This window comes from Pectobacterium actinidiae, from assembly GCF_000803315.1.
Classification (GTDB): Bacteria; Pseudomonadota; Gammaproteobacteria; order Enterobacterales; family Enterobacteriaceae; genus Pectobacterium; species Pectobacterium actinidiae.
In genome coordinates, this window is record NZ_JRMH01000002.1 from 601942 (window position 1) to 624852 (window position 22911).

Here is a 22911-nt window from a genome sequence, read left to right on the forward strand (position 1 = left end):
TGAAACAGAATTTGCCTGGCGGCGATAGCGCGGTGGTCCCACCTGACCCCATGCCGAACTCAGAAGTGAAACGCCGTAGCGCCGATGGTAGTGTGGGGCTTCCCCATGTGAGAGTAGGGAACTGCCAGGCATCAAACGAGTGGAAAGCCCCTGTCGAGAGACAGGGGCTTTTTGCTATGGGCGTTTGGTGAGTTTCTGATGAGAGCCAGCTGCCCGCATGATGGATATGAGGCATGGGACAGTTTGGTGTTTGGATTTAGAAGTCTATTTTCTACCAGGTATTACCTAATGGCCTAGTGTGAATGGCGTTCTGGTCTGAACTAAAGACGGTTATTTTTGAGCCACTGGTGGATAAAAGTAGCAACCTGCTCTGGTTGATTGATATCAAGCACCGGAAGTCGAGTGTTTATCTCTGTATCCGCTGCAATCGCGATGACATATTCATCGATCAAATCACTTAATTCCCTACTCAATGATTGGCGAAACAAGGCTATTTTAGCGATCTTCTCGTGTTTAAAACCCTCAACCAGCACTAGATCGAGAGTAGATGCATCCATTTCTCCTACCAGATCGTAAATGTTTGGCTCTTCCTGCTTAGGTGTCTCCGTCATCAGTGCCCATCTTTGGCTGCTGGCAACAATGGTTTGTGCTGCGCCTGCCTTACGTAGCTCATAGCTGTCTTTACCTGGCGTATCAATATCCATTTGATGATGCGTATGTTTAATGAGTCCGACTCGAACGCCATGCTGAGCCAGCAGAGGAATGACGTGTTTAAGCAGTGTCGTTTTACCTGTACCACTATAAGCTGTAACCGCGAGCAAAGGGATACGATTAGGGTTCACGGTGTTGCCCCTCCCAATTGGATAAATCTTCAGGCGAATTCATATTGCGAAAGGCTTCAGGCTGATCGCTAAATGAAACGGTTTTTGCTCCTACTTGTTCCATAAATAGCATTAACTTACGATTTCCGAGATGCAGATAAGCTTCCAACGGCTCAATAAGGTTTCTATTGATCAAGAGTAATGTGGGATGTGGACGTTCTCCGTCTGTGGCATAAGCCGCATTTGCCTCCCCGCGTGCTTGCCACAATCGGTGTACCAAATCGAGGGGGAGTGCGGGAACATCGCAAGGGACGAATGCGACCCATTCGGATGGCGAGGCATATAACCCACTCAGAATACCTGCCAACGGGCCTGGAAAGCTTGTATCAGAGTCACCAATGATGCGGCAGCCACTTTGCGCATACACAGCCTGATTGCGGTTAGCGCTAATAATTACCTCATCGACCTGTGCTTTAAGCCGAGACAGAACGTGCAGATATAGCGGCACACCGTTCAGTGCTATCAGACCTTTATCGTGCCCGCCCATTCGTGTTGCCCGTCCGCCTGCGAGAATAACGCCTGTAATCATTTCACTTTCCAATTATCGATGCCCACTTTCCTCTGTACCGAAAATTGTGGGGGATAAACCATGCGCTATTCTCTGAAAACTTTCTCAGAAGACCAAGTTCTTTCCTCGTGTGCGCAAGGCTGTTATTTTTATCACTATATGCTCAATATCTTTCAAGCAGCTTCCTGCATATTGAAAATTATTGAGTACAAACCGCTTTTAAGGAGAAAAAAATGAAATGTCATCGCGTTAATGAGCTTATTGAACTGTTACACCCAGCCTGGCAAAAAGAGCCCGATTTAAATCTGGTGCAATTTTTACAAAACCTTGCACAGGAGGCGGGGTTCGAGGGGCAGTTAAATGAGCTGACTGATGATATCCTGATTTACCATCTAAAAATGCGTGATGCAGATAAAGAACAAGTCATTCCCGGTTTGAAGAAAGACTATGAAGAAGATTTTAAGACAGCCTTGCTTCGTGCTCGGGGAGTTATTAAAGACTAGTGGAAAGGAATAACACGTTCATGATGCTAACTATTACACGCATGTCTCTTACGTCGCCTCTAACCATTTGTGGCCTTGATGAATAGTTCGATATTTAATTTCCAAACGCTATTCCCAGATCTGATTGTGGATGCCTTGTTGGATGTTGGGCTGCGCGTTGATTCTGGTTTGACGGCATTAAACAGTTATGAGAATCGGGTGTACCAGTTTGCAGATGAAGATCGTAAGCGATTCGTGGTGAAATTTTATCGCCCAGAACGGTGGAGCGCGGCGCAGATTCAGGAAGAGCATATTTTTGCCCAGCAATTAGCACAAGATGAAGTTCCTATTGTCGCTCCCGTCTTGCTTAATGGGCAAACGCTGAATATCTATGAAGGATTTCATTTTGCCGTATTCCCCAGCGTGGGCGGGCGGCAGTATGAAATGGATAATGAAGATCATCTAGAGTGGGTCGGTCGTTTTCTCGGCCGGATTCACCAGACGGGGCAGAAATCGTTATTCACCGAGCGCCCGACGATTGGGGTAAATGAATATTTGCATGAACCTTATCGGCTGTTGGAGACATGTCCGCTAATACCGAAAATACATCGACATGATTTTTTACAGGCGACCCATCAACTGATTGATACAGTTGAAACTTATTGGCATAACGACTGGCGGCCACTGCGTCTGCATGGGGATTGTCATCCTGGCAATATTTTGTGGCGTGATGGCCCGCTCTTTGTGGATTTGGATGATGCCCGCAATGGTCCGGCAATACAGGATTTATGGATGCTGTTGCATGGCGACCGTCGTGAACAACGTATTCAACTGGATATCTTGTTAGAAGCCTATAGCGAATTTGCAGAGTTTCAGGAGAAAGAGCTCGCGCTGATTGAGCCTCTTCGTGCGATGCGGCAGGTTTATTATTTGGCCTGGGTTGCTCGTCGCTGGGAAGATCCCGCGTTTCCGAAAAATTTCCCCTGGATGACGGATGCTGATTTCTGGTTGAAGCAAACGGCAATATTTATTGGGCAAACTCAGCTGTTGCAGGAGCCTCCTCTACAGCTAATGCCAATGTACTGAAATTAAATGGAGAGAGTGAAATTTATGAAAAAATTATGGCTTGCGCTGATTGGTGTTGTTCTGGCATTTAGTGCTTCTGCTGCAGAGTTTTCTGACGGCAAGCAATATGTAGAATTAGATAAACCTGCAACCCAAGAGCCTCAGGTTCTTGAGTTCTTCTCATTCTATTGCCCGCACTGCTATCAATTTGAACAGGTTTACCACGTTCCAGATGCAGTGAAAAAAGCGTTGCCAGAGGGTACGAAGATGACACGTTATCACGTGGACTTCTTGGGCCCATTGGGTAAAAACCTGACGCAGGCATGGGCTGTCGCTATGGCGCTGGGCGTCGAAGATAAAATTACCCCGCTGATGTTTGATGCCGTTCAGAAAACACAGACCGTACAAAAACCAGAAGATATTCGCGAAGTCTTTGTGAAAGCTGGCGTGAGTGCGGAAGAGTTTGATGGTGCCCTGAATAGTTTTGTTGTGAAATCTCTGGTTGCCCAGCAGGAAAAAGCGGCGGCAGATTTACAATTACGCGGTGTTCCAGCCATGTTCGTTAACGGTAAATATATGATCAAGAATGATGGTCTTGATACCAGTTCAATGGATGGATATGTAAAACAGTACGCTGAGGTAGTGAAGTTCCTCATTACCAAGAAATAATTATTTAATAAGTCATGCGGGTAAAACCGCATGACTTTATACCAGCCCGCGGTTCATCTTCTTATCTTTATATCTCCCTAATCCGCAATAGCTATTTATCTTTTGGTTTATATCCACAAATTGGATGACAGTTTGCCATGCCTCAAAAATAAACAATTTATATTATAACCACATGAAATTAATGAATATAAAAAAATCCCTTGAGATAACGGGAGAATTTAATAATTAAGCGGATAAAACTATTCACAAAGTTATCCACAGGCTGATCTTGCGAGGATCTATGCAAAATCAGCCAATATCTCATGTTAAGGATCGTCTCTTTCCCTGACCTATGGCATGCTTAGCGCTATGGCAGACAACAACGATCATGGCAGGCTATGGCTCAGATTGCAGAAAACCCTTTAATACTGGTAGACGGTTCATCCTATTTGTACCGCGCTTATCACGCTTTCCCACCGTTAACAAACAGCGCGGGAGAAGCAACCGGTGCAATGTATGGCGTACTGAATATGCTACGCAGTTTGCTGCTGCAATATCATCCCAGCCATGTCGCCGTCGTTTTTGATGCGAAAGGGAAAACGTTTCGCGACGAACTGTTCGAGAACTATAAGGCTCACCGTCCACCTATGCCGGAGGATCTACGCGAACAGATAGAGCCGCTGCATAAGATGGTGAAAGCGATGGGATTGCCGCTTCTGGCCGTTTCCGGCGTAGAGGCGGACGATGTGATTGGTACGCTCGCGGTGCAGGCGGAAAAAGCGGGTAAGTCGGTGCTGATTAGTACCGGCGATAAAGATATGGCACAGCTGGTTACGCCGAATGTGACACTCATTAATACCATGAATAACTCGATTCTTGGCCCACAGGAAGTGTGTGATAAGTACGGTATCCCTCCTGAGCTGATTATCGATTTCCTCGCGCTGATGGGGGATGCATCGGATAACATTCCCGGTGTACCTGGTGTGGGTGAAAAAACGGCTCAGGCGCTATTGCAAGGGCTCGGTGGGTTGGATTCGCTATATGCTAATCTTGATAAAATTGCCGGGCTTTCCTTCCGTGGTGCGAAAACCATGGCGCCGAAGCTGGAGCAGCACAAAGAAGTGGCCTACCTCTCTTATCAGCTAGCCACTATTAAAACGGATGTCGAACTGGAGCTTAGCTGCGATCAGCTCACCGTTAATGAGCTGGATGTGGATGAACTGCATCGTCTCTTTTCCCGTTATGAATTTAAACGCTGGTTATCAGATGTTGAATCAGGCATCTGGATGCAGGGTAAAAAGAGCAGCCAGCCTGTTCAGGCTGTTAGTAACGCGGTGGTTGAGCAAGTTGCTGAAGAAGATAACGCGCCTACGCTTTCTGCTGACGGTTATGTCACGATTCTTGATGAGAAAACGCTGCTCGATTGGGTTGAGTGTTTAAAACAGGCTGAAGTTTTCGCTTTTGATACAGAAACCGATGGATTGGATACGCTTACCGCTAATCTGATTGGCCTGTCATTTGCGATTAAACCGGGTGAAGCGGCTTATCTGCCGTTGGCGCATGACTATCTGGATGCGCCCGAACAGTTGGATCGCACCAAGGTGTTGGCCTTGTTCAAACCGCTGCTGGAAGATGAGAAGCTGCTTAAGATTGGCCAGAATCTCAAATTTGATAAAGGCGTGATGCAGCGGTACGACATCGATTTACGCGGCATCGCGTTTGATACCATGCTGGAATCTTACGTGCTCGACAGCGTGGCGGGTCGTCATGATATGGATAGCCTGGCCGAACGCTATCTGAATCACAAAACCATTACCTTTGAAGAGATCGCAGGTAAAGGCAAAAATCAGCTGACGTTTAATCAGATCGCATTGGAACAGGCCGGGCCTTATGCGGCTGAGGATGCGGATGTTACGCTGCATCTGCACCAGAAGCTCTGGGGGAAACTCCAGCCGCATGCCGATCTGTGCCAGGTCTTCCAGACTATCGATATGCCGCTGGTGCCGGTTTTATCCCGGATTGAGCGTACGGGCGTGCTGATCGATCCCGCTATTCTGGCAGAACACTCAAAAGAGCTAACAGCACGTCTGGCTGAGCTGGAAACGCAAGCGTATGAGCTGGCGGGTGAAGAGTTCAACCTCTCATCCACCAAGCAGTTACAAGGCATTCTGTATGAAAAGCAGAAGTTGCCAATTCTGAAGAAAACGCCGAAAGGTGCGCCGTCAACCAATGAAGAAGTACTGGAAGAGTTGGCACTGAACTACCCTTTGCCGAAGCTAATCCTAGAATACCGTGGGTTGGCCAAATTGAAATCGACTTACACCGATAAGCTACCGTTGATGATCAATCCAGCGACGAAGCGGGTGCATACGTCTTATCATCAGGCTGTAACTGCGACCGGGCGTTTGTCTTCCAGCGATCCGAACCTGCAAAATATCCCGGTGCGTAATGACGAAGGACGCCGTATTCGTCAGGCATTCATTGCGTCTAAGGGCTATAGCATTGTTGCGGCTGACTACTCGCAGATCGAACTACGCATTATGGCGCACTTATCGGGTGATAAAGGGCTGTTGAATGCGTTCGCGAACGGGCTGGATATCCACCGGGCAACGGCATCAGAAGTGTTTGGTACCGCGCTGGATAAGGTGACATCAGAACAGCGTCGCAGTGCGAAAGCGATCAACTTTGGTTTGATCTACGGCATGAGCGCGTTTGGCTTGTCACGTCAGTTGAATATTCCCCGTAGCGAATCGCAGAAATACATGAACCTGTATTTTGAGCGTTATCCCGGAGTGCAGGATTACATGGAGCGAACGCGTCAACAGGCCGCAGAACATGGCTATGTCTCCACATTGGATGGTCGTCGTCTCTATCTGCCTGACATCCATTCTCGTAATGCGATGGCGCGTAAAGGTGCGGAACGTGCGGCGATTAATGCCCCAATGCAGGGCACCGCTGCTGATATTATTAAGAAAGCGATGATCGCGATTGACGATTGGCTACAGAAAGACGCGCCGAAGGTGAAGATGATCATGCAGGTTCACGATGAATTGGTTTTCGAGATTCATGATTCGGTTATTGAAGAATCCATTAGTAAAATCAAAGCATTAATGGAAGGTTGTATGCAATTGAATGTTCCGTTACAGGTAGACATCGGCACAGGTATGAACTGGGATGAAGCACATTAATGGCCGATTATTGCGCTATTTCTGTAATTAAATAACAGGATTATGTGACCTGGTTTAACTTTGTGTAATCGATAACCATTTTCTATGAAAGTAAACAACAAAAAAGCCTTTGTTCCCGTGAAAAAATAGGGTAGAGTTAAAGACGTAGGGTACAGAGGTAAGATGTTCTATCTTTCAGACCTTTTACTTCACGTAATCGGATTTGGCTGAATATTAGCCGCCCCGCTCAGTTTTGAGCGGGGCGTTTTTTATGGGCTTTATCCAGGTTTTTACCCTTAAAACGCAAGTAACTGCCAGATATAGCCAGCAGCATGTCAGCACGGGTTCGGGTGTGGAAAGAAAGTCTCTGGTGGATGATTATCGCGGAAGGTGGGGGGCGTGATGCGACTTTGCACCACGCGAAAGGATTATTCCGCTGCTTGTTCTTCTTCAGCGTGTGGCAGCGTGCTGAACCAGTTGTCTAATTTCTGCTGTAGTTTATCGACGCCAAGTTTTTTCAGTGATGAAAATGCTTCGACCTGAATATCACCCATAAATGGCAAGACAGCCTCGCGAACCCTATTCAACTGTGTCTTACGTGCGCCTGAAGCCAACTTATCGGCTTTGGTCAGCAGCACTAAAACGGGAAGCTCGACATCAACTGCCCACTGAATCATTTGTTGATCGAGATCTTTCAGCGGATGGCGAATATCCATCAGCACAACCAGACCCTTGAGGCTGTTACGCTTTTGCAGGTATTCACCGAGCGCACGTTGCCATTTGATCTTCATTTGCTCCGGCACTTCGGCATAGCCGTAGCCGGGAAGATCGACCAAACGCACGCCGTCTGCCACTTGGAACAGGTTAATCAACTGAGTACGGCCCGGCGTTTTACTGGTTCGTGCCAGGTTTTTCTGGTTGGTCAGCGTGTTCAGCGCGCTGGATTTTCCGGCATTAGAGCGCCCAGCAAAGGCCACTTCAATACCGCTATCTGTTGCCAGATGGCGAATATCCGGGGCGCTGATGATAAAACGCGTCATGTGGTAGTTATATTGCTGGGTCACGATGGTTATCTCTATCTGGATCTCTGTCTGGTTGGGGATTATACCTGTAACTGACAATAAAGGCGGCTTTATCTGTCTCGAAATGCAGCAGACTGATACGAAAAGAAAAGCTCAGCTGTCTGATGTGGACGCTTTTTTATTCTCGGGCTTTCTGCTAGATTCCGCCGCACTTCCCTTATATCTGTGTACCTGAGAACAATATTATGAACCGACCTGTCAAAGGGGCTGCCGATAAGGCAGGGAAACCCAAAGTAAAAAGAAAAACTCGCGAAGAACTCGAGCGCGAAGCGCGTGAGCGGAAGAAAGATAAAAAGCATCGTGGCAACGCGTCGGGTAGCCGAACTCAGGAAAAAGCGTCCACCGATCAGCGTTCTGGTCAGCGTAAAGTCGCCGATCCGCGTATCGGCAGCAAAAAGCCTGTACAGCTTGGTGTGTTAGATAGCGCTGTGGCTAAACCGAAGTCTAAGCCGAAGCCTTCTGAGCCTGTGGAGAAAGTCGTTGCTGCCAAGCCGACCATGTCACCGGAAGAAGAGCTGGAAATGTTAGAAAACGATACGCGTCTGGATGCCTTGTTGGATCGTCTGGATAGCGGCGAGACGTTGAGCGCCAAAGATCAGTCATGGGTTGATGAAACGCTGGATCGTATCGACATACTGATGGAAGAGCTTGGAATCGAGCTGGGTGATGATGACGAAGAAGAGCAGCAGGAAGATATGTTGCAGCTTTTGAAACGTAATAACCCGAAAGACGCGTTCTAATCAATGAAATGGCTGTTTCTGTTCCTGATATTGCTGGTTGCGTTTTATCTGCTCTGTCTGTTCAGTAAACTGTGGCTGTTGTCGAAGCGTAAGCACCGGTTGCATCGCGCCCTGTTTAACGGGCGCATGAATCAGGTTCAACCTCAACGCCCAAGACAAAAACGCCGGGAGCGTTTTTGAACGTCACAAGGTGACGACCCTTTAGGGCGAGTCTCAGGGATGAGACGAGTAACAAAACGCCGGGAGCGTTTTTGAACGCCATTTTTTGTGATCTGAAGGAGGGGAAGGATAACCCACCGAGTAAAAACTGGAAGGAGTGAGCGAATATGTCGATACCGTCCGTTGACTGGGATCTGGCCCTGATTCAAAAATATAACTATTCTGGGCCGCGTTATACGTCTTATCCCACAGCGTTAGAATTCAGTGAAGTTTACGATGAGCCTGCGTTTCAGCATGCCATCACACGTTATCCTCAGCGACCGCTGTCGCTATATATCCACATCCCTTTTTGCCATCGGCTGTGCTATTTCTGCGGCTGTAATAAGCTGGTTACACGTCAGCAGCATAAAGCGGATGAATACCTTGATGTGTTGGAGCTGGAAATTCGCCAGCGTGCGCCGCTATTCGCTGGACGAACGGTGACGCAATTGCATTGGGGCGGCGGTACACCAACCTACCTGAATAAAGTACAAATCAGCCGGCTGATGTCGCTGCTGCGCGAGCTGTTCTCTTTTTCCGATCAGGCTGAGCTATCGCTTGAAGTCGATCCGCGAGAAATTGAGCTGGATGTTCTCGATCATCTGCGGGCCGAAGGGTTCAATCGCCTTAGCATGGGTGTGCAGGATTTTAATAAAGACGTGCAGAAGCTGGTCAATCGTGAGCAGGATGAAGACTTTATTTTTGCCCTTATTGAGCGAGCAAAGGCGCTTGGCTTTACCTCAACCAATATCGATTTGATTTACGGCCTGCCGAAACAAACGCCGGAAAGCTTTGCCTTTACGCTACAGCGCGTTGCGGAATTAAGCCCGCACCGGCTTAGCGTCTTTAACTATGCGCATTTACCCAGCCTGTTCGCCGCGCAGCGTAAGATTAAAGAAGCGGATTTACCGAGCGCGGAGCAAAAGCTGGATATTCTGCAACAGACGATTGGGTCGCTGACGCAATCGGGCTATCAGTTTATCGGTATGGATCACTTTGCCCGCCCGGACGACGAACTGGCGGTGGCACAGCGTGAAGGGAAGTTGCATCGCAATTTCCAGGGCTATACGACGCAGGGCGATAGCGATCTTCTCGGTATGGGCGTTTCGGCGATTAGTATGATCGGTGATAGTTATGCTCAAAACCAGAAAGAGCTGAAGCAGTATTATGCGCAGGTCAAAGATAAAGGAAATGGCCTGTGGCGCGGGTTACAGCTGACGCGTGATGACTGCCTGCGCCGCGATGTGATTAAGACGCTCATTTGTAATTTCCAACTCAGCTATGCGCCCATTGAAGCGGAATATGCTATCGATTTTAAAACCTACTTTGAGCAGGATTTAGCGCTGCTGGCTCCACTGGTGGCCGATGGGCTGGTCGATCGTCAGGAAGACGGGCTGGTAGTGACGCCGAAAGGGCGTTTGCTGATCCGCAATGTCTGTATGTGCTTTGATGTCTATCTACGTAACAAACTCAGAACACAGCAATTTTCCCGCGTGATTTAACCAAAAAAATAGCCAGTCGATGTTAGCATCGACTGGCTGTTCTCGTGTTTTTTATGATCAACTAAAGAAGTTAATCAGTGCGGCACACAAAACGGCGGCAATAGCAGCCTGCGGCGAATGGCTTGCCGCGGAGCCAATTTCAGCGCCGTGTGTTGCAACGGAAATCAATGAGTCCAGCATGGTGTTCCTCCCGAATCAGCGACACGATCATACTGCTGACCCGAGGCAAGTAAAGGACAAATTAATGACAATTTCGTGCGCCAGATTGTATTTTTTATCACCCGTTTCTTTGTTAACAATTGAGCAATAAAAAAGCAATCTTGCTACTCCATTCCCAGCTCTTTTAATTTACGCGTCAGGGTATTTCTGCCCCATCCCAGCAACCTTGCCGCTTCCTGTTTATGCCCCTGCGTATGCCGCAATGCTGTCGTAAGCAGCGTTCTTTCCATTTCCGGCTGTGCTTCCGCTAGCAGGTTTTGATGCCCGGAACGCAGCGCGCGATCGGCCCATTGTGCCAACAGCGTAGCCCAGCTGTCCGGCAGAATATGCACGGTGGAATCCGGTGCAGTGGTCTCGAACAGTTCAGGCGGCAGATCCTGAATGAGTACTTCCTGACCCGCGGCCATGACGGTCAACCAGCGACAGGTGTTTTCCAATTGACGCACGTTGCCAGGCCACGGTAAACGGGTTAGCGCGGTTTCCGCTTCTGGGTGCAAATTCTTCGGCTCGACGCCCAGTTCTTTGGCCGTCGCCTGCAAGAAATAACGCGCCAGGCGGGGGATATCTTCCCGACGTTCACGCAGCGGCGGCAGATGGACGCGGATCACATTCAGGCGGTGGAACAGATCCTCACGGAACTTGCCTTCCTGCACGCGTTGTTCAAGATTTTGGTGCGTTGCCGCGATAATGCGGACATCCACTTTCACTGCCGCATAGCCGCCAACGCGATAAAACTGTCCGTCTGCCAATACGCGCAATAGACGTGTTTGTACGTCTAGCGGCATATCGCCGATCTCATCCAGAAACAGCGTACCGCCATCGGCTTGCTCAAAGCGGCCCTGACGAATCTGGTTCGCACCCGTAAACGCGCCTTTTTCATGGCCGAACAGCTCTGATTCGATCAGATCTTTGGGAATGGCAGCCATATTCAGAGCGATAAAAGGGGCTTTGGTACGCGGACTGTGGCGATGCAGCGCGTGTGCTACCAACTCTTTACCGGTTCCTGATTCGCCATTAATCAGTACGCTGATCGACGAGCGAGACAGGCGACCGATGATGCGAAAGACATCCTGCATTGCAGGGGCTTCACCGATAATATCCGTTGTTGGACCGTTGATCGGTTGGTTACGTACCGGCTGCTGCTGTTCCAGATAATGGCTGATCGCACGCTCAACCAGCGCAACCGCTTCATCAATATCGAATGGCTTCGGCAAATAGTCGAACGCACCCTGTTGATAAGCGCTAACGGCGGCATCCAAATCGGAATGTGCCGTCATAATGATGACCGGGAGCATGGGGTGGCGTTGTTTGATTTGCTGTAAGAGCGCTAATCCATCCATCCCTGGCATACGGATGTCGGACAGCAGAACATCAGGCGTTTGTGTCGCCAGCGCATGCAGTACCTGATTTCCGTTCTCAAACGTTGCGCAGGTTAAACCCGCACCAGCAAGTGCGCGCTCAAGCACCCAACGGATGGAGCTATCGTCATCGACAATCCAGACTATCCCTCGTTGCATTGTAACCTCACTGGCGAATAGGCAGATAAACCGAGAATTCGGTGTGTCCTGGCCAACTGTTAAATTCAATTTTACCGGAGTGCTGGTCGATAAGACTGCGAGCGATGGAAAGCCCTAAACCGGTGCCTCCTTCGCGTCCGCTCACCATCGGGTAAAACAGCGTGTCCTGAAGTTGAGCGGGTACGCCGGGGCCGTCATCTTCCACGTCAATACGAGCGGCTAGACGATAGCGCACACCGTGTAACGTTAGCTGAAAAGCCGTGCGGGTACGTATCGTAATCGTCCCGCCTTCCTCGCCCAGCGCCTGTAGCGCATTGCGGGTAATATTCAGCATTACCTGTTCAATCTGATCGGGGTCGTGCGTCAGCTCCGGCAGGCTCGGGTCATAGTCTTTCACCAGCGTTACGTTATCTGGCTTTTCCAGTGAGACAAGCTGGCAAACGCGTTCAGCGACCTGATGGATGCTTTGGGTAACGTGCAAGCCGGGTTGCTGTGGTCCAAGCAGGCGATCAACCAAATTACGCAGGCGATCCGCCTGTTCGATGATGACCTTGGTGTATTCCGTCAACGCCGGATCGGGCAGTGCTTTGGCAAGCAGTTGTGCGGCACCACGTAACCCGCCAAGCGGATTTTTTATTTCATGCGCCAGGCCTCGGACCAAATCACGGGCGGCCTGCTGCTGTGCATGTTGGAGCTGTTCCTGACTGAGGCGACGTTGGTTATCCATCGGCGCCATTTCCAGTAGAATAAAATCGTGTTGTACCCGCTGAGCGGTGAGCGACATGATGTGCGCTTTACCATCCACGACGATGGTCACTTCGTTATCCGTAAAACCTTGCCCTGAATCCAGACTTTCACGTAGTAAATCGATATTCAGAGAAAAATATCCCAGCAAATCGGGCAGCGGTGTGCCGGATAATTTACGCGAGCTTTGTGCCAGTAATTGCTGTGCTGCTGGGTTGGAATAGTGAATCGCCAGATCGTTATCCAGCAATAAGATGCTGTTTATCAGGGAATTTAGGATCTGCCCAGCATCGGGCAGCGTGCCTGTTGCCATAACGCAGACTCCCGCACCGTCACGGTGCATTGTAGTGTGGATGATGGATGTTACGTCGCAACGGCCAATGCCGATGGTGAAAAAAGCCCATCCGAAGATGGGCTGAAGCGTTTCCACGGCAACAAAAACAAACTTCTTAGTATTCTGTTGTTTATCGGTCATGGCTGGGTATCAGCACACCCAACCACGCCGAGGTAGATATTAAACGCTGTAATACAGTTCGAACTCAACTGGGTGCGGCGTCATACGAATGCGGTCAATCTCAGATTTACGCAGCTCGATGTACGCTTCGATAGCATCGTCGGTGAACACGCCACCACGAGTCAGGAACTCACGGTCTTCGCTCAGTGCAGCCAGAGCCTCATCCAGAGAACCTGCAACTTTTGGAATCTCTGCTTCTTCTTCCGGCGGCAGGTCGTACAGGTTTTTATCCATCGCATCGCCAGGGTGGATCTTGTTGATGATGCCGTCGAGGCCAGCCATCAGCAGTGCAGCGAAGCACAGGTATGGGTTAGCTGCTGGATCCGGGAAGCGCGCTTCGATACGACGTGCTTTCGGGCTAGCAACCACTGGGATACGGATTGAAGCAGAACGGTTACGGGCAGAGTAAGCCAGCATAACAGGTGCTTCGTAGCCTGGGACCAGACGCTTGTATGAGTTGGTGGTCGGGTTCGCCAGGGCGTTGATAGCTTTAGCGTGTTTGATAACACCGCCGATGTAGAACAGCGCCAATTCAGACAGGCCGCCGTATTTGTCGCCAGCGAACAGGTTAGTGCCGTCTTTAGACAGAGACATGTGGCAGTGCATACCTGAACCGTTATCACCGAACATAGGTTTTGGCATGAAGGTCGCGGTTTTGCCGTAGGCGTGAGCGACGTTATGTACAACATATTTGTAGATCTGAATTTCGTCAGCTTTTTTGGTCATGGTGTTGAAGCGGGTAGCCACTTCGTTCTGACCAGCGGTAGCCACTTCGTGGTGGTGAGCTTCAACAACCAGACCCATTTGCTCCATAGTCAGACACATAGCAGAACGGATGTCCTGTGATGAATCGACTGGTGGAACAGGGAAGTAGCCGCCTTTCAGACCTGGACGGTGACCTTTGTTACCGCCTTCGTATTCTTTACCAGAGTTCCAGTAAGCTTCGATGTCGTCGATAGCAACGTGAGAACCAGAAGTGCTGCTGCCGAAACGGATGTCATCGAACAGGAAGAATTCTGGCTCAGGCCCGAACAGTACGGTATCGGCAATGCCGGAAGAACGCAGGAAATCTTCCGCACGTTTCGCGATAGAACGCGGGTCGCGGTCATAGCCTTGCATCGTGCCTGGTTCAAGGATGTCACAACGAATGATCAGTGTAGAATCTTCGAAGAACGGATCGATCATTGCCGTGCTGGCATCAGGCATCAGAACCATGTCTGACTCGTTAATACCTTTCCAGCCGCCAATCGAGGAACCATCAAACATTTTACCTTCTTCGAAGAAGTCGGCATTGACTTGATGAGCCGGAATGGTGACGTGCTGCTCTTTACCTTTAGTATCCGTGAAGCGTAAATCAACAAACTTCACTTCGTGCTCATTCAGCATCGTCAAAACATGTTCTGCGGACATACTTGGTTCTCCCGATTGGTCATTTATCGTCGTGGAACGAATATCGTTGTGGATTGATGTTGTTGCCGTGAGTAGACTAAAGCTAAAAGTGTGCCAACTTTTTAAATGTGTGCAATGTGTTGCTCCTTGGGGCTTTCTCACGTAAACCCACTGCACCATTATAGTCTAAAGCACCAAAACGGTGCTCCATGTGTGAATTATTGCACCTATTTAGTGCATTCATGTTCGCTTGTAGCGCTTTTGCACCGTGAAAGGGATCACAAAGCACGCAGCTCTAGGTTGTTTATCATAGATGCTTGTGATCTTGTTTAGTCCCTCGATTAATACGTGTACAATAGCGCGCTATTTCTAAATGCCTGAGGCAAAGCTGTGATCGAAAATTTGCGTAACATCGCCATTATTGCGCACGTTGACCATGGGAAAACCACCCTGGTTGACAAGCTGTTGCAACAATCCGGAACGTTCGGTGAACGTGTCGAAGCAACCGAGCGTGTAATGGACTCCAACGATTTGGAGAAAGAGCGTGGAATTACCATCCTCGCAAAAAATACCGCCATTAATTGGAAAGACTACCGTATTAACATCGTAGATACCCCGGGACACGCCGACTTCGGCGGCGAGGTTGAACGTGTAATGTCGATGGTTGACTCGGTACTGCTGGTTGTTGATGCGATGGATGGCCCGATGCCGCAAACGCGTTTCGTGACCAAAAAAGCATTTGCCAACGGTCTGAAGCCAATTGTGGTTATCAACAAAGTTGACCGTCCTGGTGCGCGTCCTGACTGGGTTGTCGATCAGGTATTCGACCTGTTCGTGAACCTGGATGCGACTGACGAACAGCTGGATTTCCCAATCATTTATGCTTCTGCGCTGAATGGTATCGCGGGTCTCGACCATACCGACATGGCGGAAGATATGACTCCGCTGTATCAGGCGATTGTCGATCACGTTTCTCCGCCTCAGGTTGAGATGGATGCGCCGTTCCAGATGCAGATCTCTCAGCTGGACTACAACAACTATGTTGGCGTTATCGGTATCGGCCGTATCAAGCGCGGTAAAGTTAAGCCTAACCAACAAGTGACTATTGTTGATAGCGAAGGCAAAACCCGTAACGGTAAAGTCGGTAAAGTTCTGACTCACCTGGGTCTGGAGCGTATCGACGCGGCTGAAGCGGAAGCTGGCGATATCATCGCAATCACCGGTCTGGGCGAGCTGAACATTTCCGACACCATCTGCGATCCGCAGAATGTCGAAGCGCTGCCAGCACTGAGCGTTGATGAACCTACCGTTACCATGTTCTTCAACGTCAATACTTCACCTTTCTGCGGTAAAGAAGGTAAGTATGTAACGTCGCGCCAGATTCTGGAGCGTCTGAACAAAGAGCTGGTGCATAACGTTGCCCTGCGCGTTGACGAAACCGAAGACGCTGATGCGTTCCGCGTTTCTGGCCGTGGTGAATTGCACCTGTCAGTTCTGATCGAAAACATGCGTCGTGAAGGCTTTGAGCTGGCCGTATCACGTCCGAAAGTTATCAACCGTGTTATTGACGGTCGTAACCAAGAGCCGTTTGAAAACGTGACGCTGGACATCGAAGAACAGCACCAGGGTTCAGTCATGCAAGCCATGGGTGAGCGTAAAGGTGATGTGAAAGACATGATCCCAGATGGCAAAGGTCGTATCCGTCTGGATTACCTGATTCCTGCTCGTGGCCTGATCGGTTTCCGTACCGAATTCATGACTATGACGTCTGGTACGGGTCTGCTGTACTCCACGTTCAGCCACTACGATGACGTGCGTCCGGGTGAAATCGGCCAGCGTCAGAACGGCGTACTGATCTCTAACGGTCAGGGTAAAGCGGTCGCGTTTGCGCTGTTTAGCTTGCAGGATCGCGGTAAGCTGTTCCTCGGACACGGTGCAGAAGTGTATGAAGGCCAGATCATCGGTATTCACTCACGCTCTAACGATCTGACAGTAAACTGTCTGACCGGTAAGAAACTGACTAACATGCGTGCATCGGGTACCGATGAAGCAACCACGCTGGTTCCGGCGATCAAAATGTCTCTGGAGCAAGCGCTGGAGTTCATTGATGACGACGAACTGGTTGAAGTTACGCCGCAGTCTATCCGTATTCGTAAGCGTCACCTGACCGAAAACGATCGTAAACGCGCCAGCCGCGGCAGCAAAGACGTCTAATTTCAGACGGATTTGTCTTGTTACGCAACAGGGCACCTTCGGGTGCCCTGAATTTTATGCGCTTTCTTCCACTTTAACCTTTCCTTGATATTTCCTCCCTGTTCAGTTTCACCATTTCCCGCTACAGTGAAAATCCTACGATTACGTCAGGAGGTCACTGCCATGCTGTATATCTTTGATTTAGGCAATGTCGTCATAGATATTGATTTCAATAGAGTATTGGGTGTGTGGAGTAATCTGAGCAGCGCGCCGCTCGCGACGTTGCAAGAGCGTTTTGTCATGGGCGAAGCGTTTGAACAGCATGAGCGGGGTGAGATCAGCGACGAGGAGTTTGCCACCAGACTGTGCCAGGAAATGGGCATCGCCCTGAGCTTCGAACAATTCACCGCAGGCTGGCAGGCTATTTTTGTCGCGTTGCGTCCTGAGGTTATCGACATCATGCAGCGTCTGCGTCAGGAAGGGCACCGCGTGGTAATTCTGTCGAATACCAATCGCCTCCACTGTTCACACTGGCCTGCGCTATTCCCTGAAGTGGCAACGGCAGCCGACAGGCTCTATCTGTCGCAAGATATTGGATTACGTAAGCCGGAATGGGCAATTTATCAATATGTCCTGACAGAGGAAGGCGTTCCGCCTGCGCAAGCCGTCTTTTTTGACGATAATGCCGCGAATGTCGATGCCGCACAAAGCCTCGGCATTCACAGCATTCTGGTGACCGATCGTCACGTGGTGCCGGATTTTTTCGCCATGCAGGCGACGACGACCAAAGCATGATTTATATCGCAGGGGCGGACACAGTCCCTATTGGGAATGATAACATCAGGAGTAGTTGGGTTTTATGATTGCGCTAATTCAGCGAGTATCCAGCGCCAGCGTTACGGTAGAAGGCAGTGTGGTTGGGGAAATCGATAAAGGTCTACTGATTTTGCTGGGCGTTGAGCAGGGCGATGACGAACAAAAAGCCACGCGACTCTGCGAACGCGTATTGGGTTACCGCATATTCGGTGACGATGATGGGAAAATGAATCTCAATGTTCGCCAGGCTGGCGGCAATGTGCTGGTGGTTTCACAGTTTACGCTCGTTGCCGATACGCAGCGTGGCATGCGCCCTGGATTTTCTCGCGGTGCGCATCCCTCAGAGGCCGATCGCCTCTATCAGTATTTTGTCGGACAGTGTCGTGAACAAGGCGTTCATACGGAAACAGGGCAGTTTGCGGCGGATATGAAAGTGGCACTGGTAAATGACGGCCCGGTGACATTTTGGCTACAGACATAGGGTTTTAACGTCATAGCGCTGCAATGTCATGGTGTTGTAACGAGCTATCACCGTTGCCGTTCCGCGTATAAATGTGCGTCGACAGTCAGATTTTATGAATCCTGATGCAATCAGGCATCTCGGTATAGAGGAAGGGTTATGTATCATTTGAGAGTACCTGAAAGCGCGGAAGAACTGGATGCGTACTATCAATTCCGCTGGGAAATGCTGCGTAAACCTCTACGCCAACCGCTGGGCTCCGAGCGTGATGCCTATGATGCTCTGGCACATCACCAAACTGTGGTTGATGAACAGGGAAGGTTGGTTGCGATTGGGCGTCTTTCTATCAATGCGGATAATGAAGCGGCAATTCGTTTTTTAGCTGTTCACCCCGACGTACGCGGGAAAGGGTTAGGAACGTTGCTTGCGATTACCCTGGAGTCTGTCGCGCGTCAGGAGGGCGTCAAGCGCGTGGTCTGTAGCGCCCGTGAAGACGCAATGGATTTCTTTTCCAAACTAGGTTTTGTGAATCAGGGGGAGATCACCGCGCCACAGACTACACCCGTGCGGCACTTCCTGATGATTAAACCGGTGGCGACGCTGGATGATATTTTGCATCGCCCTGATTGGTGCGGACAGCTTCAGCAGGCCTGGTACGAGCATATTCCCCTAAGTGAAAAAATGGGCGTGCGGATAAGCCAGTACACCGGAAAGCAATTTATTACCACCATGCCTGAAACGGGTAACCAGAATCCGCACCATACACTTTTTGCCGGCAGCATGTTCTCTCTCGCGACGCTCACTGGGTGGGGGTTAATCTGGTTGTTGTTGCGTGAACGGCACCTCGGTGGGACGATCATTCTGGCGGATGCGCACATTCGTTACAGTACGCCAGTAAGTGGCCGACCGAACGCCATTGCTGATTTAGGGTCGCTGAGTGGCGATCTGGATCGTCTCGCGCGTGGGCGTAAGGCGCGTGTGCAGCTTAATGTTGAACTCTTCGGTGATGACAATAAAGGGGCGTTGTTCGAAGGGGTTTATATCGTGCTACCTGCTCAACCGGATGCGCCGCTGGAAGAGGGCGGGTCAGTAGTGGATTAGCCCGCGGCTAAGCATGATAACGTTCTTCCCATCAATACATCACGTTACAAGTTAGTCAGCAGCACTTCGCCATAATAATACCCGTGATTCTCACTGGGTGATGTTGCTGAAAAAGTCCATCGAGCGGGAGTAACGGATAGATCGTAAAGACGCTGCGAGTACGTCCATGTAAGCTCGGATTGCGCCATCCCTGGCGCAAACGCTTTACTCTTCTATTCCGTTACTCCCGTTTCCATCCGGTAAATTGGTTTGTCAGCGGTCTGGCCCGGTGTTTTGAAAACGTAATAGTTATGGTGTTTCTGTCACGGTTCCCTGATGCATTTGCTGTCTTATTGGGTGGTCGTTGCTATCCACTCCTTGTAGCGTACCGTTTAGCGTCGGCTTGAGCGGTGTATCAGCGCCAAGCCGTCCATTCAACTGCAATTGCAGATTCGTGTTGCCCGTCGGTGCGGTTGCCGGTTCTGGCCATCCCCAACGCGTCAGAACGTCCAACGGTACGGCGCGTCCTGTCAGTGACAGGGAAAAATTGCGTGCTGGTTGCTGGTTGATCGTTGCCTTCGCATCCAGCATGCCATTTTGCGTAAATGCGCTGAGTTCGTTAATCGCTATCTGGTTATCGTCGGCTACCAGTGCCATCGAAGGACGGCGCACATCGACTTTATTGAAGGTCGCGTCGCTGGCATTAAGATTCAACGATCCTGTCCACATTCCCCACTGGTGGTTGCGAGCCAGCAACAGATTACTGCCGTAGCCATCCAGCGCGGTCAGTTGGAAAGGGAAATCAGGGTTGATATCGATCAGCAGGTTGCGATTAGCCGTGAATTTTTGCACATTCACTTCTGCCAGCCAGGATGGCAGCGTCGCTTGCCACCGCTGACGCCAGTCGCCTGGGAGTGTGTACTCCATCCCTGCGACAACAAATTCATTCAGTTGTAAACGTCGGTTGCTACGCTGCCAACTGCCGTTGGTTCGCAGCAAACCACCTTCCCAGCGCGTAGAGAATTGCTTGATGTTAACGCCCGCCGGTGACAAATCCAGATTCACGATAGGGTCGATAAGGTGCATGTTGCCGTTCACAATATCGGTCGCATTAAACGACAGTGTTCCGCCTTCGCTCTGCCAGTCATTCTGCTTAAACGTGACATTTTGCAGGGCAACATCCAGGTCGATAAACGCCCATCCCGGCCCTTCGATACGGGCATCAATCAGATCAAAGCGGTCAACCGTAACGGAAGGCAGCTCGGTAATGGGCTGCCAGAAGGTTTCTGGCGTTCTCTGTGTTTGCAAACGGACATTGCTGAGCCGGAGGTTACCGATCTGCCAACTGCCGTCTTCTGCGCGGCTGGCATTGCCCGTTAGCTGCCCTTGAGCGACATCGGCACCGAAATTGCTCAGAATCAGCTGGTTGTGGTTGATTTCGCCCTGAACCAAGACCTGACTGGCGGGGATATCGTTGAGCTCGAGTGAGCGAGCGCTGAGCTGGAACTGTCCCTGTTTACCCAGTAGATAGCCTGCCTCGGGTTGCCACGGCATCATTCCGCCGTTGATCTGTTGACCATTCAGACGCCAATCGCCGTCCTTTGCCTGCAACGCCATTGCACGCAGCTGTAGCACATCGGCTTCGATAGGGAGTGTGGCGGCCTGTGAGGAAAGATTTAGCGTACCCCCTTCCAGCTCCAGACTGGCGAAATGGTGCGGATCGGTAATCTGGCGCACGCTAAACCCGGCTGAAACCCGCTTTGCAGCGAGTGTCGGCGGCTGGTTTTTCTGACCGAAACTGACGTCGGTGAATTGAATATGATCGGCTGTTGACCAGTCATGATTGATCTTGCCCAGTGACAACTGGTAATCGGTGTTTTGGTTTACCCAATTACTCACCCAGCCTGCTGCCCAACTGGTTTGCAATAATACGTATACGACTACCAGCGCTAAAAAGGCCAGCAGCAGTAGGGTCAGCAATAATTTCCCGATAAATTTCATCGTGTCGGTCCATGCCAATCGTCAGGGAGAACTGTTCTTATGCCGCAATTTACCTGAAGGCTCAATAGGTAATGCTGTTACAGACAGTAAAAAGCGAGCGGTGTTGCATCACTGCTCGCTTTTACATGAACTCAACAGAAATTATTGCGGGCTGGCGCTATTTTTCTTCGTGTGGGAAGACGATATTCAACACGATTGCCGTAATCCCGCCTGCGGCGATACCGGAAGACAGTAATGTTTTAATCCAATCCGGTGCGAATTGCAGAATCAGCGGCTGTTGCGATACACCAAGACCCACAGCCAGCGACAGCGCAATAATCATGATCGCACGACGATTCAGTGGCTCACGGGACACAATGCGCACACCAGAAGCGGCGATCGTACCAAACATCACGATAGTGGCACCGCCCAGAACCGGCTCTGGAATGTGCTGCACAAATCCGCTAACGGCAGGGAACAACCCCAGAGCGATCAGCATCAGCGAAACGACGAAACCCACATAGCGGCTGGCAACCCCGGTAAGCTGGATGACGCCGTTATTCTGGCCAAAGCAAGAGTTAGGGAAGGTGTTGAATACGGCAGAAAGACACGAGTTCAGACCGTTTGCCAGCACGCCGCCTTTTAAGCGTTTCATATACAGCGAGCCTTTGACCGGCTGTTCTGAAACGTCGGAGGTTGCGGTGATGTCACCGATGGTTTCTAACGATGTCACCATGAAGACCAGCATCAGAGGGATCAGCAGGTTCCAGTCAAAGCCTAAACCGTAATACAGCGGCGTGGGTACCATGATGGCCGTATCGTGTTGCGAAGACGTATTTTCCGGCAGCATTCCCATCATCCACGCACCCAGATAACCCACCGCCATGGCAATCACCAGCGAGGCAACACGCAGGTAGGGGTTACGCTGGCGATTCAGCAGAATGATAACCAGCAACACCACTCCTGCCAGCAGTAAATTCTTAGGCGCGCCGAAGGTGTTATTCCCCATTGCGGCATAGCCGCCGCCGATAGAAGTCAGGCCGACCTGAATCAGCGACAGACCAATGATCATCACCACAATGCCGGAAACCAGCGGGGTAATGATGCGGCGGGTTAAATGTAGGAAGCGTGAAAGAATGATTTCGGTAAAGGAAGCGACCATCAGCGTACCGAATAATGCTGCCATCATCGTGGGAACATCCGCGCCGCCATTTTTCAGCGCCAGTCCGCCCATAATCAGCGGTGTCACGAAGTTAAAGCTGGTGCCCTGAATCGACAGCAGACCAGAACCAACAGGACCCCAGGTTTTAATTTGTAGAATTGAAGCCAGACCGGAAGCGAAAAGCGACATGCTGATGATGCGCTGCGTGTCCTGAGCGGGTAAACCTAATGCCTGACAGATCAGTAGCGCGGGGGTAATCACTGCAACAAACATGGCAAGCAGGTGTTGGCTGGCCGCGAATAGCGTTTGCGGCAGCGGTGGCCTGTCTTCAAGACGATAGATGAGTTCACTACGTTGAGGCGCGGCAGTGGCTTCTGTTTGGGACGTTTCCGTGGTGGTAGTCATGATGTAAGTTGGCGTTCCTGAAACGACAAAGAGCGCATTTTAATGATCTCTTTGCTGAAAGCAAACGTTTGCTAACTCATCTCTTCGATATGAGTTTTGTCTGAATGGGCAAGAGCTTATTATTTAAGGGGATATACAACGTCATACTTCAGCGGCAGG

The 22911-nt window shown here is 50.2% G+C and carries 21 protein-coding genes and 1 rRNA gene; 13 read left to right on the forward strand and 9 right to left on the reverse strand.

Annotated features, from left to right (window positions below):
* The first annotated feature begins 14 nt into the window (after positions 1-14).
* Positions 15-130, forward strand: a 5S ribosomal RNA gene (gene rrf, locus KKH3_RS20185).
* A gap of 190 nt (positions 131-320) precedes the next feature.
* On the opposite strand, the gene mobB is transcribed toward rrf, so the two are convergent.
* Both mobB and mobA read right to left on the reverse strand, forming a co-directional pair.
* Positions 321-842: a molybdopterin-guanine dinucleotide biosynthesis protein MobB gene (gene mobB, locus KKH3_RS20190; protein ID WP_039363814.1), complete on the reverse strand. Its 522-nt coding sequence runs from the start codon at positions 840-842 to the stop codon at positions 321-323.
* On the reverse strand, positions 832-1410 hold the full coding sequence (gene mobA / locus KKH3_RS20195) for a molybdenum cofactor guanylyltransferase MobA (protein ID WP_039363817.1): 579 nt from the start codon (positions 1408-1410) through the stop codon (positions 832-834). The genes mobB and mobA overlap by 11 nt, the downstream gene beginning before the upstream one ends.
* Positions 1411-1622: 212 nt before the next feature.
* On the opposite strand from mobA, the gene KKH3_RS20200 reads away from it, so the two are divergent.
* The 5 genes from KKH3_RS20200 to spfP all read left to right on the forward strand — a co-directional run bounded on the left by KKH3_RS20200 (position 1623) and on the right by spfP (position 6982).
* A complete protein-coding gene (locus KKH3_RS20200; protein WP_005968263.1) occupies positions 1623-1892 on the forward strand; it encodes a YihD family protein in 270 nt (89 codons plus the stop codon).
* A 78-nt stretch (positions 1893-1970) separates the two neighbouring features.
* A complete protein-coding gene (locus KKH3_RS20205) occupies positions 1971-2957 on the forward strand; it encodes a serine/threonine protein kinase (protein WP_039363820.1) in 987 nt (328 codons plus the stop codon).
* A 24-nt stretch (positions 2958-2981) separates the two neighbouring features.
* Positions 2982-3605: a thiol:disulfide interchange protein DsbA gene (dsbA, locus tag KKH3_RS20210; protein WP_039363823.1), complete on the forward strand. Its 624-nt coding sequence runs from the start codon at positions 2982-2984 to the stop codon at positions 3603-3605.
* A 377-nt stretch (positions 3606-3982) separates the two neighbouring features.
* Positions 3983-6772, forward strand: a complete 2790-nt coding sequence (gene polA, locus KKH3_RS20215) for a DNA polymerase I (RefSeq protein ID WP_039363826.1) — start codon at positions 3983-3985, stop codon at positions 6770-6772.
* 162 nt (positions 6773-6934) lie between these two features.
* Positions 6935-6982 (forward strand): small protein SpfP, encoded by a 48-nt coding sequence (gene spfP / locus KKH3_RS22645; protein WP_071892919.1) that lies wholly within the window; start codon positions 6935-6937, stop codon positions 6980-6982.
* Between the two features lie 197 nt (positions 6983-7179).
* On the opposite strand, the gene yihA is transcribed toward spfP, so the two are convergent.
* Entirely contained in the window at positions 7180-7815 is a 636-nt protein-coding gene (yihA, locus tag KKH3_RS20220) for a ribosome biogenesis GTP-binding protein YihA/YsxC (RefSeq protein ID WP_072034578.1), read from the reverse strand.
* 203 nt (positions 7816-8018) lie between these two features.
* On the opposite strand from yihA, the gene yihI reads away from it, so the two are divergent.
* The 3 genes from yihI (at position 8019) to hemN (ending at position 10273) form a co-directional block, all read left to right on the forward strand.
* Positions 8019-8573: a Der GTPase-activating protein YihI gene (gene yihI / locus KKH3_RS20230; protein WP_039363832.1), complete on the forward strand. Its 555-nt coding sequence runs from the start codon at positions 8019-8021 to the stop codon at positions 8571-8573.
* A 3-nt stretch (positions 8574-8576) separates the two neighbouring features.
* Positions 8577-8753 (forward strand): hypothetical protein, encoded by a 177-nt coding sequence (locus KKH3_RS22370; protein ID WP_167371727.1) that lies wholly within the window; start codon positions 8577-8579, stop codon positions 8751-8753.
* Positions 8754-8899: 146 nt separating this feature from the next.
* Positions 8900-10273: an oxygen-independent coproporphyrinogen III oxidase gene (gene hemN, locus KKH3_RS20235; RefSeq protein ID WP_039363835.1), complete on the forward strand. Its 1374-nt coding sequence runs from the start codon at positions 8900-8902 to the stop codon at positions 10271-10273.
* A 57-nt stretch (positions 10274-10330) separates the two neighbouring features.
* Here the strand turns inward: hemN and KKH3_RS22375 are convergent, their stop codons facing one another.
* From KKH3_RS22375 to glnA, 4 genes are all read right to left on the reverse strand, one after another.
* Positions 10331-10453 (reverse strand): YshB family small membrane protein, encoded by a 123-nt coding sequence (locus tag KKH3_RS22375; RefSeq protein ID WP_015842303.1) that lies wholly within the window; start codon positions 10451-10453, stop codon positions 10331-10333.
* 143 nt (positions 10454-10596) lie between these two features.
* The gene (gene glnG / locus KKH3_RS20240) at positions 10597-12009 is read right to left on the reverse strand and encodes a nitrogen regulation protein NR(I) (protein ID WP_010298133.1); all 1413 of its coding nucleotides are present in this window, start codon (positions 12007-12009) and stop codon (positions 10597-10599) included.
* Positions 12010-12016: 7 nt separating this feature from the next.
* Entirely contained in the window at positions 12017-13066 is a 1050-nt protein-coding gene (glnL, locus tag KKH3_RS20245; protein WP_039364392.1) for a nitrogen regulation protein NR(II), read from the reverse strand.
* 201 nt (positions 13067-13267) lie between these two features.
* Positions 13268-14677 carry a glutamate--ammonia ligase gene (glnA, locus tag KKH3_RS20250; protein WP_039363837.1) on the reverse strand — a complete coding sequence of 470 codons (1410 nt, stop codon included), beginning with the start codon at positions 14675-14677 and terminating at the stop codon, positions 13268-13270.
* Positions 14678-15046: 369 nt separating this feature from the next.
* On the opposite strand from glnA, the gene typA reads away from it, so the two are divergent.
* The 4 genes from typA (at position 15047) to fabY (ending at position 19226) form a co-directional block, all read left to right on the forward strand.
* Positions 15047-16870, forward strand: coding sequence for a ribosome-dependent GTPase TypA (typA, locus tag KKH3_RS20255; RefSeq protein ID WP_039349771.1), 1824 nt, complete (start codon positions 15047-15049; stop codon positions 16868-16870).
* 162 nt (positions 16871-17032) lie between these two features.
* The gene (gene yihX / locus KKH3_RS20260) at positions 17033-17644 is read left to right on the forward strand and encodes a glucose-1-phosphatase (protein WP_039363840.1); all 612 of its coding nucleotides are present in this window, start codon (positions 17033-17035) and stop codon (positions 17642-17644) included.
* Positions 17645-17708: 64 nt separating this feature from the next.
* A complete protein-coding gene (gene dtd, locus KKH3_RS20265) occupies positions 17709-18146 on the forward strand; it encodes a D-aminoacyl-tRNA deacylase (RefSeq protein WP_010281657.1) in 438 nt (145 codons plus the stop codon).
* A gap of 138 nt (positions 18147-18284) precedes the next feature.
* Complete coding sequence (gene fabY / locus KKH3_RS20270; RefSeq protein WP_039363843.1) at positions 18285-19226, forward strand: fatty acid biosynthesis protein FabY; 942 nt, start codon at positions 18285-18287, stop codon at positions 19224-19226.
* Between the two features lie 288 nt (positions 19227-19514).
* Here fabY and KKH3_RS20275 read toward each other — a convergent pair whose 3' ends face one another.
* Both KKH3_RS20275 and KKH3_RS20280 read right to left on the reverse strand, forming a co-directional pair.
* Positions 19515-21206 (reverse strand): AsmA family protein, encoded by a 1692-nt coding sequence (locus tag KKH3_RS20275; protein ID WP_039363846.1) that lies wholly within the window; start codon positions 21204-21206, stop codon positions 19515-19517.
* 157 nt (positions 21207-21363) lie between these two features.
* Positions 21364-22752: a nucleobase:cation symporter-2 family protein gene (locus KKH3_RS20280; RefSeq protein ID WP_039363850.1), complete on the reverse strand. Its 1389-nt coding sequence runs from the start codon at positions 22750-22752 to the stop codon at positions 21364-21366.
* Between the last annotated feature and the right edge of the window lie 159 nt (positions 22753-22911).